Raw genomic sequence first — 15,520 nt, forward strand, 5'->3', positions numbered from 1 at the left:
GGTGTCAGAAACCCAGCAGGACAGGCCGGTTCTCGTAGTCGACTTCGGAGCCCAGTACGCGCAGCTGATCGCGCGCCGCGTACGCGAGGCGAAGGTGTATTCGGAAGTGGTGCCGCACACCACGACCGTCGAGGAGATCGCGGCCAAGAAGCCGCTCGCGGTCGTCCTGTCGGGTGGCCCGTCCAGCGTGTACGAAGAGGGTGCGCCCCAGCTCGACGCCGGCCTCTTCGACCTGGGTGTCCCGGTCTTCGGCATCTGCTACGGCTTCCAGGCGATGGCCAACGCCCTCGGCGGCACCGTCGCGCACACCGGTGCACGCGAGTACGGCCGCACCGAGATGACCGTCTCGGGTGGCGTCCTGCACGACGGCCTGCCCGCGACGCAGCCGGTGTGGATGAGCCACGGCGACGGCGTCACCGCCGCACCCGAGGGCTTCGAGGTCACCGCCTCCAGCGCCGGGGCGCCGGTCGCCGCGTTCGAGGACCGCGCCCGCAAGCTCGCCGGTGTCCAGTACCACCCCGAGGTCCTGCACTCGCCGCACGGTCAGCAGGTGCTCAGCCGTTTCCTGCACGAGATCGCCGAGATCCCGGGCGCGTGGACGGCCGCGAACATCGCGGACGCGCTGATCGAGCAGGTGCGTGAGCAGGTCGGCGACGGCAAGGCCATCTGTGGCCTGTCCGGTGGCGTCGACTCCGCTGTCGCCGCGGCCCTGGTGCAGCGCGCGATCGGCGACCGCCTCACGTGCGTGTTCGTCGACCACGGTCTGATGCGCGCCGGTGAGCGCCAGCAGGTCGAGAAGGACTTCGTCGCCGCGACCGGCGCCCGCCTCGTCACGGTCGACGCGTCCGAGACGTTCCTGCGCGAGCTGGCCGGCGTGTCCGACCCGGAGACCAAGCGCAAGATCATCGGCCGGGAGTTCATCCGCAGCTTCGAGGGTGCGGTGTCCGAGGTGCTCGGCGAGAGCGCCGCGCACGGCGAGACCGTCGACTTCCTCGTCCAGGGCACGCTGTACCCCGACGTCGTCGAGTCCGGCGGCGGCACCGGCACCGCGAACATCAAGAGCCACCACAACGTCGGCGGCCTGCCCGAGGACCTGCAGTTCAAGCTGGTCGAGCCGCTGCGTCTGCTGTTCAAGGACGAGGTGCGCGCCGTCGGCCGCGAGCTGGGTCTGCCCGAGGAGATCGTCGGACGCCAGCCGTTCCCCGGACCGGGCCTGGGCATCCGCATCATCGGCGAGGTCACCCAGGACCGTCTCGACATCCTGCGGCACGCGGATTCCATTGCGCGTGAGGAGCTCACCGCCGCCGGACTCGACGGCCAGATCTGGCAGTGCCCCGTCGTGCTGCTCGCGGACGTCCGCAGTGTCGGCGTCCAGGGTGACGGCCGCACCTACGGTCACCCGATCGTGCTGCGCCCGGTCTCGAGCGAGGACGCCATGACCGCGGACTGGACGCGTCTGCCCTACGAGGTGCTCGAGCGCATCTCCACCCGCATCACCAACGAGGTCGCGGACGTCAACCGCGTCGTGCTCGACGTGACCAGCAAGCCGCCGGGAACGATCGAGTGGGAGTGATCCCGCACTGACACGCGACAGCGCCCCGGCCACCACACAGGCCGGGGCGCTGTCGTTTTCTGCGGCTAGCGCCGCCGTCCCGGGGAGAACACCAGCACCGCGCCGATGACGACGGCCGCGACGACGAACAGCCAGCGGAACTCGACGTTCGCGAGGGGCTCGAGCGAGAACGGTCCGACCAGGGCCCACACGCTGATCAGTAGTGCAGCGAGGCCGGCGAGGAACAGGCCGATCGAGGGGCGTCGGGACGCCGTCGGCGGGGTGTGCTCGTCGGTGTCCTCGGGGATGTCCGAGCCGGGGATGTCCGAGTTGTCAGCGAATTCAGCCACGGTAGACCCTCACTTCTCCGGCCTTGTTGTCGACCTTCAGGTTCAGAACCGGCCCGCCGACGCCGTCTGCGCCTCCGTCGACGGCGGCGTCCCCGATGCAATCGGTGGAGCCGAGCACGACGGAGCAGTCGGTGCGGACGTCCATGTTCTGCGACACGATCACGGTGTAGTTGCCGAGCTTGCCGTCGATGTGCACGTCTCGGTTCTCGGTGAGCGGGAGCTGACGCAGGTCGAGGGTGAAGTCGCCCGCCGTGCCCTCGTACACCGGGGCGAGTTCGGCCATCGATCGGGGCGTCCACGTGCGTTCGCCGACCCTGGACTCATCGAAGTTCAGCGGTCCGACGATGGAGGCGAGGACCACGAATCCGGCGAGTGGGAACCCCACGACGAGCAGTCCGTAGCCGCGGCGCAGGAACGCACCGAGCAGCAGTCCGGCGCCGATCACCGCGAGTGAGATCGCGCCGATCCGGGCGGGGGACAACCATTCCGCCCCGGTCGCGGCCCACACGCCGGTAGCGGCGGCAGCGGCGAGAACCGCAAGGCCGAGGACCACGGACGTGAATCGGCTGCGCGGCTTGCGCGGCAACTCGGCCGGCGGTTCGGGGGCACGGGCGGGCTCGGGCAGATCCCATGCGAACGGAGCAACCCCGAGGGGATCCCACGCGGGGGGAGTGGGACTCGTGTGCCCCGAGTCCCCGGTGCCGCTGTCCACGGGCGGCGCGGGGGACGGTTCGTAGTGATCGGGCAGCCGCGTGTACGGGCTGTACGCGGGCGGCGGGTAGGCGCCGGCCTGCGCGGTCTGGAAAGACGTGACCGGGTGGCTCGGAACGGCCTGCGCGACACTCGCCGGGAGCGGCGGCGGAACCGGCTGCCGCTGATAGAGGAGCCACAGGCCGCCGAGCATGAGCGCGAAACTCAGCACGACCGAGCCGCCCATCCCGAATCCGATCGGTCCGATCGTGCTCAGTGCGATCGCGAGGGCGACGACCAGCACCACGGTTTTGGTGCCGGACTGCGAGCTACGGCCGCGCCCGAGGAGCGATTCGGCCGGGGACACCTGGTCGCCCGGCTTGCTCAGCAACAGCCAGCATGCGATGTACAGGATGATGCCGGCGCCGCCGAAGAGCGTCGACACGGCGAACGCGACGCGCACCAGGACGGGGTCGACGCTGTAGCGCTGGCCGATTCCGGCCGCGACACCCGCGACATGTCCCTGCTGCGGCAGCCGCAACGGCCGGGTCCGCCAGAGGTCGTGAAGCTGATCCGAAAAGCTCCCTGTGGTCATGCATCCATCGTTCCGGTCGGCGCGTGGTTCACACCATCGGGAACTACCCTGATCTTTCCCTGACCCGCCCGATCGGACGGCGGGAATCTCAGGGTCGGGCCCTGATGTCCGACATCCGGATTCGTGCCAGGATCGAGACTGTGCAACCCCTGGCCGATCCGAACGAGGCGACGAACGCGCCCATACTCGCCGTCTCGGCGGTTCCCGCCGTGGACGAACCGCTCTACCCGAAGCTCGAGCGTCGGGCGGGCGGCCGCATCGTCGGCGGCGTGGCCGGGGGCATCGCCGATCACCTCGACGTCGACGTGTTCAAGGTGCGTGTCGCGTTCGCCCTGCTGGCGTCGCTGGCGGGTGCAGGCATCGTGGCCTACGGCTTGCTGTGGATCTTCACCCCGCAGGGTACGGACACCGAACGGCCGGACACGTCGGAGCGTCGCCGGGCGATCGGCCTGGCCGTCATCGGGCTCGCGGTCGCCGCGAGCCTGAGTTGGCTGGTCAGCGGTACCGCGGCATCGGTCGTCACCCCGTTCCTCGTCGTCGCGATCGGTGCCGCGTTGGTGTGGCGCGAATTCGACGTCGACGGGTCTCGGTCGGTGCTCGGACTCCCACGCCGACCGACGGTGCTCACGTGGGCCCGGATCCTCGGCGGCGTGACGTTGATCGTCACCGGACTCGGCGTCGTCGTGCTCGCCCAGATCGACCTCGATGCGTTGCGCTCGTCGCTGCTGGCCGTCGTCGTGACGCTCGTCGGCGCGGGCCTGCTCACGGTGCCGCTGTGGCTGCGGCTGTGGCGGGCGCTCGGGGAGGAGCGCGCCGCCCGGATCCGCAACGAGGAACGCGAGGAGATCGCGTCGCACCTGCATGATTCGGTCCTGCAGACCCTCGCGCTGATCCAGAAGCAGGCCGATTCGCCGCAGGAGGTGACCAGACTCGCGCGCGGACAGGAACGGGAGCTGCGCCGGTGGCTGTTCGGGGGCGGGGAAACGGCCCACACGAGCCTGTCGGAGGCCCTGCAGACGATCGCCGGCGAGGTCGAGGACCAGCACGGCGTCACGGTGCGACCGGTGACCGTCGGCGACGTGGAGCTCGCGGCCGAGGGCGGTGAGGGAGGGGGGCTGTCGCGGGAGTGCTTCACGGCGCTGCTCGGCGCCACCCGCGAGTCGCTCGTCAACGCCGCCAAGCACTCCGGGGTGTCGAGCATCGACCTGTACGCCGAAACGGAACGCGACCAGGTGAGCGTGTTCGTGCGCGATCGCGGCGTCGGTTTCGATCCGGACACCGTCCCCGAGGATCGGCAGGGGCTGGCGAAGTCGATCCGCGCCCGGATCGAACGCCGTGGTGGTCGGGTCGAGGTCCGCTCCACGGTGGGCAAGGGAACCGAGGTGCGGATCCACATGCCGCGGCCGGTGTCGGACGACGACGCCGAGGACGTCGTGAACGAGGCCGAACCGATGTCCTAGGGTGGGGCCGTGACTTTCACGGCCTCGCCACAGACCACCCCCGACAAGTTCCGGGTGTTCCTCGTCGACGATCACGCGGTGTTCCGGGCGGGGGTGCGTGCCGAACTCGGGCGCGAGGCGGACATGGAAGTCGTCGGCGAGGCCGGCGGTGTCGCGGAGGCGATCGCCGGTATCAACGCGCTGCGACCGCAGGTGGTCCTGCTCGACGTGCACATGCCCGACGGCGGCGGTGTCGCCGTGCTGCACGGGATCGACTCGGGCCCGGTGTGTCTGGCGCTCAGCGTGTCCGACGCCGCGGAGGACGTCATCGCGGTGATCCGGGCCGGTGCGCGCGGCTACGTCACGAAGACGATCTCGGGTGCGGAGCTGGCCGACGGTGTGCGCCGGGTGGCTGGGGGAGACGCCGTCTTCAGCCCGCGACTCGCGGGGTTCGTGCTGGACTCGTTCACCGGACGGTCGAGCGCGCCGGAGCCGCCGCTGGATCCGGAACTGGACTCGCTCACCCCGCGGGAACTCGAGGTGCTGCGTCTGCTGGCGCGCGGCTACACGTACCGGGAGATCGCGGAGGAACTGGTGATCTCGGTGAAGACCGTCGAGACGCATGCCTCGAACGTGCTGCGGAAGACGCAGCAGTCCAACCGGAATGCGCTCACACGCTGGGCACACCGCCGCCGCATCGACTGACTGCCGGGGCGCGTCAGGCCAGGAGCGCGACGATGAGCACGATGACGAGCGCCAGCACGATGACGCCGACCATGACGGCCATCGCGAGCGGTGCGGCCGCGACGACCCGGCCACGGAGATCGGTCGGGGCCTGGGGGCCGTTCAGTCCGTCGGTGAGCTGACGCAGCCACGTGCGTCCGGCCGGGCGGGGAACCGAACCCAGCGGCGTGTTCGACTGCACCGCAGGAAGATCCGTGGCCGTCGTGGGGGTCAGGCGGCGTCGGGGGATCGCCGCCGGTGCCGAGCGGTACGCCCAGTTCGGGATGGCGCCGTCGGAGGTCTTGACGGGTTCGCCGATCAGGAGTCCGGTCCGCCCGACCGCATCCGAGCCGAGGGCCACGGCCGCGAGGGCGTCACGCGCCTGCGCCATCGTGGGACGGCGGGCCGGGTCGGGCTCGAGCATGTGCAGGAGCGTGTCGGTGAGCGGCCCACTGAGACTCGGCCGGTAGATCTCGGCCTTCGCCACCCGGTGCAGCAGCGCGATCGGATCGGTGTCGAGTCCGAACGGCGGCTGCCCCTCGACGACGGTGTACAGCGTGGCGCCGAGCGAGAAGACGTCGCTGGCCTCGGTGGGGTCGTCGCCGCGGGCCACCTCGGGGGCGAAGTACGCGGGGGTTCCGGTGATGACGCCGGCCTTGCCGCTGGGGGCGTCGCCCTTCGCGCGCGCGATCCCGAAGTCACTGATCTTGACGATGCCGAGCGCGTCGCCGCGATCGGCGACGAGGATGTTCCCGGGCTTGATGTCGCGGTGGAGGATGCCCGCCGCGTGGGCGTCGGTGAGCGCCGCGGCGATCTGCGCACCGATCTGCGCGACCTGCAGCGGCGGCAGGGTGTCGACGTAGCTCATGGCCTCGGCGAGGCTGCGGGACGGCAGATACTCCATGACGAGCCAGGGCTCGTCGGATTCGACGGCGACGTCGTACATCGCGATGGCGTGCTCGTGGGACAACTGTGCGGCGTTGCGGCCCTCGCGCAGCGCGCGCTGCCGGACCTCGCGGGCCGCGGCGTCGTCCATGCCGGCCGTGGAGGTGACCTGTTTCACGGCCACCTCACGGTCGAGCAGGGTGTCGTGGGCGAGCCACACCGCGCCCATTCCGCCGCCGCCGAGCTTGGAACGCAGCCGGTATCTACCCGCCATCAGGTAGTCCGGTCCGACGACCGCCCGGCTGCGTCGGGGCTGTCCGGAGCGTTCCTGCTGAGTCACGTCCCCGAGGTTAGTGGATTCGCGGAGGTTCCCTTGACGTCCCGGCGTGGGGGCGCTTTACTGAACAGGATTCGAAAACGTGTTCGAACGAGAATTCGAGTGCTCGTGTCTTCCCCGCGCGTGCCGAGAACCTGAAGAACCAGCGTGTGCCCCCGGGGAGCAGCCCATGACCGAACCCGCCCGACTGTCCGTACCTCCACCCGGGCCACAGCCCGACGAGTCCGCCCCGTTGGCGGGGCTGACGCGGCAGCAGCGCCTGGAGTATCTGCGCCGCCGGATGGCGGCGGTGCCGTCGCGTGGGGAGACGGCGGACGGCCGCGAGAGCCGGGACGGCGATCGGGTTCTTCCGGTGCCCGGGCCGCTGTCCGCACTCCTGCCGCGTGGTGGGCTCGCGCGTGGATCGGTGGTCTCGATCTCCGGGGCGACCTCGTTGCTGCTCGGTCTGCTGGCCTCGGTGACCGCGGACGGCGGGCACGCGGCCGTGATCGGCTGTCCTCGACTCGGTCTGCTCGCGGCCACCGAGATGGGTGCCGAGTTGCGCCGGCTGGCGTTCGTGCCGAACCCGGGTCCGGACCCCGTGGAGGTCGCGGCGGTGCTACTCGACGGCATGGATCTGGTGGTGCTCGGGCTGGGCGGCGTCTCGGTGCCCCCGTCGCGGGCGCGTGCCGTGGTGGCCCGGGCCCGCAGCAAGCAGTCCACGCTGATCGTGACCGACGGGGACTGGGGCGGGGCCGAGGTCCGGTTGGAGGCGCGGGTGCGTGGCTACGACGGGGTCGGGCGCGGGGCCGATGCCGGACGCGGCAGGCTGCGGTCGGTCCGGCTGGCGGTGCGGGCGCAGGGGCGCTCGTTCCAGACGCGGACCGCCTGCCTCGACGTGCGGTCCACGCAGGGCCGGGTCGAGTGGGTTCCGGAGGCGGTCGCGTTCGCGCCGGAGGCGGCCGTCCGATGAGCTCGCGTGTGCTGGCGGTGTGGTGTCCGGACTGGCCCGCCGTGGCCGCGGCCGCCGTCGCGGACCTCCCGGCCACCCGGCCCGTGGCGGTGTTCCTGGCCAATCGGGTGATCGCGTGCTCGGCGCAGGCCCGGGCCGACGGGGTGCGTCGCGGGCTGCGGCGCCGGGATGCGCAGGCCCGGTGTCCGGAACTGCATGTGGCGCAGTCCGATCCGGAGCGAGATGCGCGACTCTTCGAATCCGTGGCGGCGGCCGTCGACGAGGCGGCGCCGGGTGTCGAGGTGCTGCGTCCCGGTCTGCTGGTCCTGGCGGCTCGCGGCGCGATCCGGTACTTCGGATCCGAGGAGGCGGCCGCCGAGCGGCTCGTGGACGCGGTCGCGGCGGCGGGTGTCGAATGCCAGATCGGGATCGCCGACGAACTGTCCACCGCGGTGATCGCGGCCCGGCACGCGGCGCTGGTGCCGGGCGGGGGCGGCGCCCGGTTCCTCGCACCCTTGCCGATCGCGGAGATCGCGGCCGAGCCCAGCCTCGCGGCGCCCGATCGGACCGACCTGGTCGATCTGCTGCGCCGGCTCGGGTTGCGCACCGTCGGGGCCTTCGCCGCGCTGTCCGCGGTGGACGTGGCGTCACGGTTCGGCACCGACGCCGTCCTCGCGCACCGGACCGCGCGCGGGGAACCGGAGCGGCCACCGTCGGCGCGGCCGCTGCCCCCGGATCTCGAGGTGGAGCAGCAGTGCGATCCCCCGATCGAGCGGGTCGACGCCGCGGCGTTCGCGGGGCGGGCGCTGGCGGAGCGGTTGCACGCCAAACTCTCGGCGGCGTCGGTGGCATGTACCCGGCTGCAGGTGTCGGCGAGCACCGGCAACGGCGAGCACCTGAGCCGGACGTGGCGGTGCGCCGAGCCGTTGACGCCGGAGGGCACCGCGGACCGGATCCGCTGGCAACTGGACGGCTGGCTCACCGGGCGCAGCGACTCGCGGCCCACCGCCGGGATCACGGTGCTGAGCCTCGAACCGGTTGAGGTGGTTGCGGCCGGTGCGCTGCAACTCGGATTGTGGGGCGGCGTCGGCGAGGAGGACGAGCGGGCCCGGCGGGCGCTGGTCCGGGTGCAGGGCCTGCTCGGCGGCGAGGCGGTCCAGGTGGGTGTGCTCAGCGGCGGCAGGGGGCCGATGGATCGAATCACGTTGGTGTCATTGGGGGACGAGCTGGTTCCCGGAGCCGATCCGTCGGCGCCGTGGCCGGGGCGACTGCCCGAACCTGCGCCGTCCACGGTGCTGCCCAACATCCCCGCGGTGACGCTCGAGGATCGCTCGGGCGGCCCGGTGGAGGTGACCGGGCGGGGCGAGTTCAGTGCCGTACCCGCACGACTGCGCTGGGGGAGTCGGGACTGGGGTGTGCAGGGCTGGGCGGGTCCGTGGTCGGTCGACGAGCGGTGGTGGGACGCCTCGGCTGCGCGTGCGGCCTCCCGGGCGCAGGTCCTGCTCGCCGATTCGCGGGCCTTGCTTCTGATCTACGAGGGAGGAAGGTGGGGAGTGGAAGGCATCTACGAATAGTGCTGCAGAATACCCATAGGGGGTATAGGTTAGGGATCATGAGGCCGCACGGAGAAGACGTTCACCAGGGGCACGCCGAACATGCCGGGCACTCGGACCATGCCGGGCACTCGGGTCACGCCGGGCACGGCGATCACGTTGCCCAGTTCCGCAGACTCTTCTGGATCATGCTGGTTCTCGCGATCCCGGTCGTGGGTGCGAACATGATGTTCGCCGACCTGGTCGGTTACACGTTGCCGGACAACCCTGCGGTGGAATGGGTTTCGCCGTTGCTCGGCACGGTCATGTTCGTGTGGGGCGGCCGGCCGTTCCTCACCGGCGCGGTGAGCGAGATCCGGGCGCGTCAACCCGGCATGATGCTGCTCATCGCGCTCGCGATCAGTGTCGCGTTCGTATCGTCGTGGGGGTCGAGCCTGGGCATTCTGGGACACGACCTCGACTTCTGGTGGGAACTCGCGCTCCTGATCGTGATCATGCTGCTCGGTCACTGGATAGAGATGCGCTCCCTCGGGCAGGCGTCGAGCGCGCTCGATTCCCTCGCAGCCCTGCTGCCGGACGAGGCCGAACGCATCGGCGTCGACGGGACCGTCACCACCGTCTCGACGGCCGACCTGACGACCGGCGACGTCGTCATGGTGCGTCCGGGTGGACGGATCCCGGCCGACGGGCGGATCGTCGAGGGTGCCGGTGACCTGGACGAATCGATGATCACCGGGGAGTCGCGCACGGTGCGCCGCGAACTCGGCGACTCCGTGGTCGCCGGGACGGTGTCGACCGATTCGGCGCTGCGGGTCGAGATCACCGCGGTCGGTGCGGACACCGCGCTCGCCGGGATCCAACGACTGGTCGCCGACGCGCAGAACTCGTCGTCGCGGGCGCAGGTGCTCGCCGATCGGGCCGCCGCGCTGCTGTTCTGGTTCGCGCTGGGCGCGGCGGTCGTCACGCTGCTGGTGTGGTCGATCTTCGGCACCCCCGACGAGGCGATCACCCGCACTATCACGGTCCTGGTCATCGCGTGCCCGCACGCGCTGGGTCTGGCGATACCGCTCGTCGTCTCGATCGCCACCGAACGGGCCGCCCGCGCCGGCGTGCTCATCACCGACCGGCGGGCGCTCGAGGCGATGCGCACCGTCGACACCGTCCTGTTCGACAAGACCGGCACGCTCACCAAGGGCGAGCCCGCCCTGGTAGCGGCCGGTGCGGTGCCGGGCGTGGACGAGGAGATCCTGATCGCGCTCGCCGCGGCGGTGGAACGCGACAGCGAGCACCCGCTGGGGCGCGCGATCGTCGCGGCGGCCGAGCACCGCGACCTGCGGATCCCGCAGGCCACCGCGTTCCAGGCACGCAACGGTGTCGGTGTCACCGCGACCGTCGACGGCGCCGAGGTGAGCGTCGGCGGGCCGGGCATGCTCGACGGTCACGGAGCGTCGGCGCTGCCGGTGTCCGAGGAGTGGGCGGCGCAGGGGTCGACCGTCCTGCACGTGTTGCGCGACGGTCGCGTCGTCGGCGCGCTCGCCCTGGCCGACGAGATCCGCCCGGAGTCCCGCGACGCGATCGAGGCGCTGCACGCCCGCGGCGTGCGGGTGGTGATGCTGACCGGTGACGCGTACGCCGTCGCCCGTGCGGTCGGCGACGACCTCGGCATCGACGACGTGATCGCCGGGGTGCTGCCTCAGGACAAGGGGGCGAAGGTCAAGGAGTTGCAGGCCGCCGGACGCCGGGTCGCGATGGTCGGCGACGGCGTCAACGACGCGCCGGCGCTCGCGCAGGCCGACGTCGGCATCGCGATCGGCGCCGGCACCGACGTCGCGATCGCGTCGGCCGGGGTGGTGCTGGTGAGCGACGACCCGCGTGCAGTGGTGTCGGTGATCGAGTTGTCGCACGCGACATACCGGAAGATGGTGCAGAACCTCGCGTGGGCGGCGGGCTACAACGTGATCTCGGTGCCGCTCGCGGCCGGCGTGCTCGCCCCGGTCGGGTTCGTGCTGCCGATGGAGATCGGCGCGATCCTGATGTCGGCGTCGACGGTGGTGGTCGCGGCCAACGCCCAGTTGTTGCGTCGGCTGAACCTCACCCCGCAGCGGGTGACCCGCTCCGTTCCCGAACGAGAGCCCGACTACGCTCGATGACCGTGCAGCTCACCGAGACGACGGTCACCCGCAGCGGTCACACGATTTCCTACCGCGACAGTGGCGGTTCGTCTGGGACGCATCAGGTTCCGGTCATCCTGGTGCACGGCATGGGTGGGGACAACCGCACGTGGGACCGGTTCGCGCGGTCGGTGACGGCGCGAGGACGTCGGGTCCTGGCGGTGGATCTGCGCGGTCACGGTCGCAGCGCACGGGCCGCGTCGTACCTGTTCGGTGAGTTCGGCGACGACATCCTCGGGCTGTGCGAGGACCTCGACTTCGACCGGGTGGACCTGGTGGGGCACTCACTGGGCGGGCATGCGGCGTCGCTGGTGGCGCAGCAGCGCCCGGAGTTGGTGCGCCGCCTGGTCTTGGAGGAGGCGCCGCTGCCGCTCCGGCCGGGCGATCCCGTTCCCAGTTTCGGCGGGCGGTTGCCGTCGCTCGTCGAGCTGTGGCACGCGACCACCAGCATGCTGCGCAGCCCACGCGCGGTGTGGGCGTTCGACCGGTCGATGACGGCGTCGGCGCTCACCCAGTTCCACGAGCCGCATCCGTTGTGGTGGCAACGCCTCACGGACATCGAGGCGAAGACCCTGATCCTGCGAGGCGGGCCGACCGGCATGGTGGACCCGGTACTGCTCGACGTCGCGGTCCAGGCGATCCGGGACTGCGAGGTGGTGTCGTTCGCGTGCGGGCACAGCATCCACCGGGACCGTTTCCGCGACTTCGAGAACGCGGTACTGCCCTTCCTGATGGCGCCCTGACCCTGATGCGGCCCTGAACCCGCGCCCCGCGTGGCAGTATGCGGGACATGGGTTTCCGGGGTGGAGCACTTGGTGCAAACGGTAAATTGATCGCCTGGTCGGGTGCTTTCGTGGTGTCGCAGGCGAACATCCTGCGGCTGCTCGGCCCGGTCGGGCCGAAGCTGCTGAAGACGCAGACCGCCCGGTCGGCGCACGCGTACCGGACGGTCCTCGACGGGATGGACGCCGCCGAGACGGAGCGCTACCGCAGCCACTTCTACCCGGACTTCGTGCACCCGGTTCTCTACGCGGCCGCCCTGCGGGCCGGCGCGCGGCGTCTCGACCAGCTCGCTCCGCTGTCGCCGACGGTCAAGCGGGTGCTGCTCGCCGCTCCCGTCGCCGCGGCCGCAGGCGACTACATCGAGAACGTCGCCGGTCTGTACCTGCTCGATCACCGGTATCGGATCACCGACCGCACCATCCGCGCGACGACCGCGGTCAGCACCACCAAGTGGGTGCTCGCGCTCGGGTCGCTGGCGTACCTGACCCGCGGCTTCGCCCGGGTGTGGCGCGGACGCTGACATGGCCGACGAACTACCGATCGAACAGTTCGCGGATCAGGCCGCGTTCCGGGAGTGGTTGCGCACCAACATCTCCTCGTCTCCCGGGGTGTGGTTGAAGCTCGCGAAGAAGGGATCGCCGCACCCGACCGTCAGCTATCCCGAGGCGGTGGAGGTGGCGCTGTGCTTCGGCTGGATCGACAGCCAGGCGCGCAGGCTCGACGACGACTTCCGGTTGCAACGCTTCACTCCCCGCCGTCCCCGCAGTCCGTGGTCGAAGCGCAACCGCGAGGCCGTGGAGGCCCTTCTCGAGCGTGGGCTGATGGAGCCGTCGGGCCTGGCCGCGGTGGAGGCCGCGAAGTCCGACGGACGGTGGGAGCGTGCCTACGACGGACCCAAGGACGCGCAGGTGCCGCAGGACTTCGCCGACGCGCTGGCCGCGAACCCGACAGCGGAAGCATTCTTCGCGACCCTCGACAGCCGCAACCGGTTCGCGGCGCTGTACCGCATCCAGGACGCCAAACGTCCGGAGACCCGGGCCCGGCGGATCGCGTCGTTCGTCGAGCAGTTTGCCGAGGGCCGGAAGTTCTACGGGTGAGTGTCGGTACACAATGACGGGGTGAGTGAATCGGTACCTCAGGCTGGCCCCTTCACGTGTTCGGTGTTGTCCGCGGACGAACCACTGCCCGGCACCGCGGCGCAGGTCGCGGGATGGGTGTGCGTCGAGTATCCGGGAGCGTGGGGGCGCGACGTGCTCGACGGGACCGCGCTGGGTGCCGAACTGGCGGGGGCGCTGTCGGACCGGGCCGCCGCGGCCGGGGCCCGCATCATGTTCATCCGGCGTCCGGGACGCAGTGAGCAGATGCGCGGCACTAGGACGGTGCTGCTGGCGAACTCGCACCCGGACCACGCGTGGTGCGAGCGCCTCGAGATCGCGCGCGTCGCCGACCTGCTCGACATCGATCTGTCGAGGGTCGCCGGCCCGGCGCCGGGGCTGGGGGAGCGCGTCGACGGTCCGGTCGTGCTGGTGTGCGCGCACGGCAAACGCGACCAGTGCTGTGCGGTCCTGGGGCGTCCGGTCGCGGCGACGCTCGCCGAGGAGTTTCCCGACGACGTGTGGGAGTGCTCGCACACCGGCGGACACCGGTTCGCGCCGTCGATGATCCTGCTGCCGAGCGGCAACACCTACGGCCGCCTCACCCCTGCCGAGAGTGGGCTCGCAGTGCGCGCCGCGCGCAGTGACGAGGTCTACCTGCCGGGACTGCGCGGGCGCAGCATCTGGGGACAGCGCGGGCAGGTCGCGGAGGTGGCGGTTCGTGAGGACGTGCCGGCCGGAACCGACGATCTGACGGTGGACGAGACGGTGCCGGACCCCGTGGTGAGCCACCGCGACGGGCGCCGCTGGCGGGTGTCGCTCGCGCAGCGTGAGCTGTCGGCCCGGCCGGCCAGTTGCGGCGCGGACGCCAAGCCGGTCCGCCCGGTCGTCGCGGTGAACGTGCACGAACTCCCCGCCGAGGTGTCGGCGGGGAGTTCGATGTAGCGATTCGTCAGCCGGACTCGGCGACGCGGGCCGCCGGGCGGGCGTGCGGCGACCCGATCGGAGTCACCTTGCGCGGCCCGCGGGAACGCCCCTTGATTCCGAAATCGTTGGCGAGAAAAGACTCCGCGGAATCGTCGAGAATGTTCATCCACTCGTCGTGCAACGGCGGCGCGACGGTATCGGTCAGCGTCGACGTGTAGCTGCAGTTCCGATAGCCCATGATGTCGTTCTTTTTGTCCTGCTTCCACTTCTTGAAAAGCTCGCCCTGCTTTTCGACGTGGAATTCGGGATAGTCGGTCCGATCGACCAGGTCGCGAATGTAGGCGGCCTGGAAATCGATCTCGTCGACCGCGGTACGCAGGTTTTCCTCGCGCTCGCGCCACGCATCGATATCCCGCTCGCGGGCCTCGCGATCAGGCAATTCGATGCGATCGAGAATCACGTCGCGCACATACCAGGCCTGGGCGTCGAACATATTGAAGGTGAAGTACTGGTCCTGCATGCCCAAGAAGAACAACTGCGGATTCGCCTGCGAGACGACGCCCTTGTAGATGTCGCGCGGATACAGGCGGTTGTTCGTCTTCAGCGCCAGTTCGTCGGGCAGGAACGGGAAGTGATGTCGGTACCCGGTGCACAGGACGATCGCGTCCACCTCACGGCTGGTGCCGTCCTGGAAGTGCACGGTGTTGCCGTCGATCCCGGTGAGCAGCGGTACCTCGGACAGCCCCTCCGGCCAGTCGTGGCCCATCGGGTTGGACCGGTAGCTGAACGTCACCTCGGCCGCGCCGTACTTGAAGCACTGGGTGCCGATGTCCTCCGCGGAATAGCTGCTGCCGATCAGCAGGAGGCGCTTACCTGTGAATTCCCGCGCGTCACGGAAGTCGTGGGCGTGCAGGACGCGTCCGGGGAAATCCTCGATGCCGTCGAAATGCGGAACGTTGGGCGTGGAGAAATGTCCGGTTGCGACCACCACGTGGTCGAACAGTTCGGTCTCGAGCACATCCTTGGCGTGATCGGCGACGGTCACCGCGAACTTGCCCGGGCCGTCCTCCGACTTCTCCGCCGGAACGTACTCGACCCACCGGACGGCGGTGTCGAAACGGATGTACTTGCGGACGTCGTCCTGATCGACGCGTCCCATGATGTAGTCGTGCAGCACGGCCCGCGGCGGATACGACGGAATCGGTCGGCCGAAATGTTCCTCGAAAGAATAGTCGGCGAACTCCAGGCATTCCTTCGGCCCGTTGGACCAGAGGAAGCGATACATGCTCCCATGTACCGGTTCGCCGTGTTGGTCGAGACCCGTGCGCCACGTGTAGTTCCACATGCCGCCCAGATCGCTCTGCTTTTCGTAACAAACAATTTCGGGCATCGACCCAAGACCTGATTTCCGCGCTGACTCGAATGCCCTCAACTGTGCGAGGCCACTCGGACCGGCTCCCAAAATCGCGATCCTTGGCGTCAAAGTTTTC

At 70.4% G+C, this 15,520-nt stretch carries 14 protein-coding genes; 10 read left to right on the top strand and 4 right to left on the bottom strand.

Features of this window, described 5'->3' with window-relative positions; all coding sequences use genetic code 11:
* Window position 1 precedes the first annotated feature (1 nt).
* Window positions 2-1,573: a glutamine-hydrolyzing GMP synthase gene (gene guaA / locus ABEU20_RS15770; protein ID WP_420165327.1), complete on the top strand. Its 1,572-nt coding sequence runs from the start codon at window positions 2-4 to the stop codon at window positions 1,571-1,573.
* 65 nt (window positions 1,574-1,638) lie between these two features.
* Here the strand turns inward: guaA and ABEU20_RS15775 are convergent, their stop codons facing one another.
* Window positions 1,639-1,860 (bottom strand): hypothetical protein, encoded by a 222-nt coding sequence (locus ABEU20_RS15775; RefSeq protein WP_420165562.1) that lies wholly within the window; start codon window positions 1,858-1,860, stop codon window positions 1,639-1,641.
* Between the two features lie 34 nt (window positions 1,861-1,894).
* Window positions 1,895-3,187 (bottom strand): PspC domain-containing protein, encoded by a 1,293-nt coding sequence (locus tag ABEU20_RS15780; RefSeq protein ID WP_420165328.1) that lies wholly within the window; start codon window positions 3,185-3,187, stop codon window positions 1,895-1,897.
* A gap of 104 nt (window positions 3,188-3,291) precedes the next feature.
* Between ABEU20_RS15780 and ABEU20_RS15785 the strand changes: the two genes are divergently transcribed.
* Both ABEU20_RS15785 and ABEU20_RS15790 read left to right on the top strand, forming a co-directional pair.
* Window positions 3,292-4,647 (top strand): ATP-binding protein, encoded by a 1,356-nt coding sequence (locus ABEU20_RS15785; protein ID WP_420165329.1) that lies wholly within the window; start codon window positions 3,292-3,294, stop codon window positions 4,645-4,647.
* A 9-nt stretch (window positions 4,648-4,656) separates the two neighbouring features.
* The gene (locus tag ABEU20_RS15790) at window positions 4,657-5,331 is read left to right on the top strand and encodes a response regulator (protein ID WP_420165330.1); all 675 of its coding nucleotides are present in this window, start codon (window positions 4,657-4,659) and stop codon (window positions 5,329-5,331) included.
* Between the two features lie 13 nt (window positions 5,332-5,344).
* On the opposite strand, the gene ABEU20_RS15795 is transcribed toward ABEU20_RS15790, so the two are convergent.
* Window positions 5,345-6,574 (bottom strand): serine/threonine-protein kinase, encoded by a 1,230-nt coding sequence (locus tag ABEU20_RS15795; protein ID WP_420165331.1) that lies wholly within the window; start codon window positions 6,572-6,574, stop codon window positions 5,345-5,347.
* A 166-nt stretch (window positions 6,575-6,740) separates the two neighbouring features.
* Here ABEU20_RS15795 and ABEU20_RS15800 point away from each other — a divergent pair, with 166 nt between their 5' ends.
* Genes ABEU20_RS15800 through ABEU20_RS15830 form a run of 7 tightly spaced genes read left to right on the top strand, consistent with a single transcriptional unit; the run spans window position 6,741 to window position 14,048 of the window.
* Window positions 6,741-7,523, top strand: coding sequence for a hypothetical protein (locus ABEU20_RS15800; protein ID WP_420165332.1), 783 nt, complete (start codon window positions 6,741-6,743; stop codon window positions 7,521-7,523).
* The gene (locus tag ABEU20_RS15805; RefSeq protein ID WP_420165333.1) at window positions 7,520-9,076 is read left to right on the top strand and encodes a DNA polymerase Y family protein; all 1,557 of its coding nucleotides are present in this window, start codon (window positions 7,520-7,522) and stop codon (window positions 9,074-9,076) included. The genes ABEU20_RS15800 and ABEU20_RS15805 overlap by 4 nt, the downstream gene beginning before the upstream one ends.
* Before the next feature lie 38 nt (window positions 9,077-9,114).
* Entirely contained in the window at window positions 9,115-11,205 is a 2,091-nt protein-coding gene (locus ABEU20_RS15810; RefSeq protein ID WP_420165334.1) for a heavy metal translocating P-type ATPase, read from the top strand.
* Complete coding sequence (locus ABEU20_RS15815) at window positions 11,202-11,969, top strand: alpha/beta fold hydrolase (RefSeq protein WP_420165335.1); 768 nt, start codon at window positions 11,202-11,204, stop codon at window positions 11,967-11,969. Before ABEU20_RS15810 ends, ABEU20_RS15815 begins: the two co-directional genes overlap by 4 nt.
* 38 nt (window positions 11,970-12,007) lie before the next feature.
* Window positions 12,008-12,529: a hypothetical protein gene (locus ABEU20_RS15820; protein WP_420165336.1), complete on the top strand. Its 522-nt coding sequence runs from the start codon at window positions 12,008-12,010 to the stop codon at window positions 12,527-12,529.
* A 1-nt stretch (window position 12,530) separates the two neighbouring features.
* Window positions 12,531-13,106 (top strand): YdeI/OmpD-associated family protein, encoded by a 576-nt coding sequence (locus ABEU20_RS15825; protein WP_420165337.1) that lies wholly within the window; start codon window positions 12,531-12,533, stop codon window positions 13,104-13,106.
* A 21-nt stretch (window positions 13,107-13,127) separates the two neighbouring features.
* Window positions 13,128-14,048, top strand: a complete 921-nt coding sequence (locus ABEU20_RS15830; RefSeq protein WP_420165338.1) for a sucrase ferredoxin — start codon at window positions 13,128-13,130, stop codon at window positions 14,046-14,048.
* A gap of 7 nt (window positions 14,049-14,055) precedes the next feature.
* On the opposite strand, the gene ABEU20_RS15835 is transcribed toward ABEU20_RS15830, so the two are convergent.
* Entirely contained in the window at window positions 14,056-15,513 is a 1,458-nt protein-coding gene (locus ABEU20_RS15835) for a flavin-containing monooxygenase (protein WP_420165563.1), read from the bottom strand.
* Window positions 15,514-15,520 lie beyond the last annotated feature (7 nt).

The organism is Rhodococcus parequi (assembly GCF_046042785.1).
In the GTDB taxonomy this organism is placed as follows: Bacteria; Actinomycetota; Actinomycetes; order Mycobacteriales; family Mycobacteriaceae; genus Prescottella; species Prescottella parequi.

Bases quoted from the DNA above. Each gene is read 5' to 3' on its own strand.
- ABEU20_RS15780 (WP_420165328.1), bottom strand. From the start codon at position 3,187: ATGACCACAGGGAGCTTTTCGGATCAGCTTCACGACCTCTGGCGGACC.
- ABEU20_RS15785 (WP_420165329.1), top strand. From the start codon at position 3,292: ATGTCCGACATCCGGATTCGTGCCAGGATCGAGACTGTGCAACCCCTG.
- ABEU20_RS15800 (WP_420165332.1), top strand. From the start codon at position 6,741: ATGACCGAACCCGCCCGACTGTCCGTACCTCCACCCGGGCCACAGCCC.
- ABEU20_RS15805 (WP_420165333.1), top strand. From the start codon at position 7,520: ATGAGCTCGCGTGTGCTGGCGGTGTGGTGTCCGGACTGGCCCGCCGTG.
- ABEU20_RS15810 (WP_420165334.1), top strand. From the start codon at position 9,115: ATGAGGCCGCACGGAGAAGACGTTCACCAGGGGCACGCCGAACATGCC.
- ABEU20_RS15815 (WP_420165335.1), top strand. From the start codon at position 11,202: ATGACCGTGCAGCTCACCGAGACGACGGTCACCCGCAGCGGTCACACG.
- ABEU20_RS15820 (WP_420165336.1), top strand. From the start codon at position 12,008: ATGCGGGACATGGGTTTCCGGGGTGGAGCACTTGGTGCAAACGGTAAA.
- ABEU20_RS15825 (WP_420165337.1), top strand. From the start codon at position 12,531: ATGGCCGACGAACTACCGATCGAACAGTTCGCGGATCAGGCCGCGTTC.